Raw genomic sequence first — 3123 nt, forward strand, 5'->3', positions numbered from 1 at the left:
CGTAAGCAACCGGTGAACCCATCTTGATTGTCCGGCGACTCTTGCCGGCCATCAAAATTAACAGTCAGTCGGATTGATCAAGGATGTCAGGACGTGGTCTGCCCACGCGCCGTTAAGCTTCAGGTAGGCCCGGGCGATACCTTCCCGTTCAAAGCGAAGTCCGGTGAGTAGCCGAGCGCTGCGCTCGTTCTCAGGTCGGTAGTTCGCCATGATGCGATGCAGTCCAAGCTCACCGAACACATACTCGATGGCGGTCGCCAAGCATTCGCGCATCAAGCCCTGCCCTTCATAGTCCCGCGCAATCGAGAAGCCTAGATGACATGCCTGGAACGGCCCCCGGACGATATTGGTAAAGTTGCAGTCTCCGATAAGTTGACCACCGTCTCTCCTGAACAGCAGCAGATATAGAGCGCTCTCGGTCTCCATCTGCCTTTCCATCGCCTCTAGTCGGTTTTCGATCGACTGTAGTGTATAGAAGGAGCGGGGCCGCAACGGCTCCCAAGGTTTGAGGTGGGCGCGATTGGCTGTGTAATAGCTTTGAAGAGCCTCCGCATAGCGGCGATTGGCTAGGTGAAGGGTGATGCGCTCGGTGTGTAATCCTTCTGCAGGAAATCTCGATGTGCGGTTCATCAGTGATTCACCCGTAATTGGCGATGGAAAACTGTATGCAGACGGCGAACCCGTTCAAACGGGGTTACATGGCAGCTTCGACGGGAGTCCAGCGATGTGGCAGGAGTTCAGCGACGTCGGCGGTCTTCTGGGTTGGCAGTCGCGTGAGTACGTCTTTCAGGTAGGCGTAGGGATCATGCCCATTGAGCTTGGCCGACTGGATCAGGCTCATGACTGCAGCCGCACGCTGCCCAGCGCGCAGTGAGCCCGCGAACAACCAGTTCGATCTTCCGAGAGCGATAGGCCGTATCTGCCCTTCGATATGGTTGTTATCGATGGGCACTGCTGGATCCTCGAGGTAGCGCACGAGTGCCGCCCAGCGTTTGCGGCTGTAATCGATGGCGCGCGCGATGGCCGAACCGTCTGGCACCCGCCGCCTTTGCTCTTCAAGCCAGAGATGCAGTGCGTCCAGGATTGGCCTGGCCCGCTGCTGTCGCACTTCCAGGCGTACTTCTGGTTCTGCGTCCCGCACCTCTCGCTCGATCTCGTAGAGCCCGGCAATGAAGCGTAGCGCCTGGCCAGCCAACTCGCTCTTGTGCTTGTCGTGGAGCTCGAAGAACTTGCGACGTGCGTGCGCCATGCACCCAATTTCGATGATGCCGCCGCCGAAGCTGGCCTTGTACCCAGAGAAGTCGTCGCACACCAGCTTGCCATGCCAGTCCTGCAGGAATGCCCGGGCATGTTCCCCGCTGCGGGTAGGGGCAAACTGATAGACCACTGCACGTAACGACGAGAGCTGGCTCGGCGCGTAGGCCCACAGATAGGCACGATGCGTCTTGCCATCGCCTGGCGAGAGCATCTGCACCGGCGTCTCGTCGGCATGCAGTACGCTCTGGGTCAATACCTCCCCCTGCAGAGCGTCCACCAGCGGTTGCAGACGCACACCGCAGATGCCGACCCACGCGCCCAGCGTCGATTGCGGGATCGCCAAGCCGGCGCGCGCGTAGATGCGTTCTTGCCGATACAGAGGAAGATGGTCGCCGAACTTGGACACCAGCGTATGCGCTAACAGTCCGGCGGTGGGGATGCCCTTGTCGATGACGTGAGGAGGAATCGGTGCTTGCGTGAGGGTTTCGCATTGCCCGCACACCCACTTACCCCGGACATGGCGTTCGACCGTGAACACGCCGGGGGTGTAGTCCAGCTTCTCGCTGACGTCTTCGCCAATGCGCTTGAGCGCGCAGCCGCACGCGCAAGTCTCGGACTCTGGCTCGTGACGGATCTCAGTGCGAGGCAACTGGGGCGGCAGCGTCTGGCGTTTCGGCTTGTTCTTGGGCTCCGACTTGGACGACGGGATCAGAGCTTCCAGCTCGGCTTCGATCGCCTCAAGATCTGCATCAAGGGCTTCCTCCAGCAAGCTTGCCTGGGCCGACGTCAGTTGCTCGCTGCGTTTGCCGAACTTCCAGCGCTTGTGGATGGCTAGCTCATGAGTGAGCTGATCGATCTTAGTTTGCCGGTAGCGCAGTTCTTGCGTGTGGCGCGCAATGACGGCGTCCTGCTCCCGGATCTGTGCCCGCAGCGTCGCAGCCAACTCGCGCAGTTGCTGCGGGCTCAGATCGTCCAGGTTCTCGGCGGGATTCATGTCCGAATCTTGCCAGTTCCCGGTCACTCCAACCATTGGCACAGCCCCCAATGGACGCTGGTGCCCTGTGCCAAGCCACGACTACAGCACGGTGATCGCCCCGTTCTGGCCCAGGCGTTGCCAAGGCAGACCCAGCACCAGTGCATCCAGTTGCTCCCGGCACAACGGCGTGGCGATCGCCGTCATGCCGTCGGTCCAGATGAAGCGCCCCTTATTGAGCCGGCGTGCCGCCAACCAGATGCCGATGCCGTCGTAGACCAGCACCTTCATGCGGGTGGCACGCTTGTTGGCAAAGAGATAAGCATGGTGCGGTCGGGCGGCCCCAAATACCTTCACCACCCGCGCCAGCACCGTGTCGGTACCCGCTCGCATATCCAGCGGCTCGGTAGCTAGCCAGATCGCCTCGACTCGGATCAACGCAGCCACCCCTGCAGCCACTCGGCGCACTCTGCTGCGGCCGATCCCGGCCAACGAATACTGATTGTCGAGGCCCCGCGCCGCACTTCGATCTGTATATCCGGCATCGCAGGCGTCGGCGTGGGCTCGCCGATCTGCAGCGGGATGAACTCGCCTTGCGGCACCGTCATCAATTCCCGGGCTTCGGCAGCGGCATCTAACTCTTCCTGCTCGGCTACCCAGCGCCGCAGCAGATTCGCATTCAACCTATGGTGTAGGGCCACTGCCGCGATCGAAACACCTGGTTGCATGCAGTCCTGGACGGCTTTGGCCTTGAACTCGGCGCTGTGCCGACGTCGACGCCGTGTCGGCGCGATCTCTTCGATAGTGTTCACGTGTCCACCAAGAATTTAGATGGACACGATGCTCCTTGCTCTCTGGCTGCCCTTCAAGACGGGTTCACCGGGCGCTTACGC

4 protein-coding genes are annotated in these 3123 nt (G+C 61.0%); all 4 read right to left on the minus strand.

Features of this window, described 5'->3' with window-relative positions; all coding sequences use genetic code 11:
- Positions 1-57 precede the first annotated feature (57 nt).
- The 4 genes from AB1I47_RS33545 to tnpA all read right to left on the minus strand — a co-directional run bounded on the left by AB1I47_RS33545 (position 58) and on the right by tnpA (position 3042).
- Positions 58-630, minus strand: coding sequence for a GNAT family N-acetyltransferase (locus AB1I47_RS33545; protein WP_354687950.1), 573 nt, complete (start codon positions 628-630; stop codon positions 58-60).
- Positions 631-694: 64 nt separating this feature from the next.
- Positions 695-2251 (minus strand): IS66 family transposase, encoded by a 1557-nt coding sequence (tnpC, locus tag AB1I47_RS33550; protein ID WP_354687951.1) that lies wholly within the window; start codon positions 2249-2251, stop codon positions 695-697.
- 81 nt (positions 2252-2332) lie between these two features.
- The gene (tnpB, locus tag AB1I47_RS33555) at positions 2333-2668 is read right to left on the minus strand and encodes an IS66 family insertion sequence element accessory protein TnpB (protein WP_354687952.1); all 336 of its coding nucleotides are present in this window, start codon (positions 2666-2668) and stop codon (positions 2333-2335) included.
- Complete coding sequence (gene tnpA, locus AB1I47_RS33560) at positions 2665-3042, minus strand: IS66-like element accessory protein TnpA (RefSeq protein ID WP_354687953.1); 378 nt, start codon at positions 3040-3042, stop codon at positions 2665-2667. Before tnpA ends, tnpB begins: the two co-directional genes overlap by 4 nt.
- Positions 3043-3123: the final 81 nt, after the last annotated feature.

Origin of the sequence: Cupriavidus necator, assembly GCF_040578825.1 — a bacterium.
Taxonomy (GTDB): Bacteria; Pseudomonadota; Gammaproteobacteria; order Burkholderiales; family Burkholderiaceae; genus Cupriavidus; species Cupriavidus necator_E.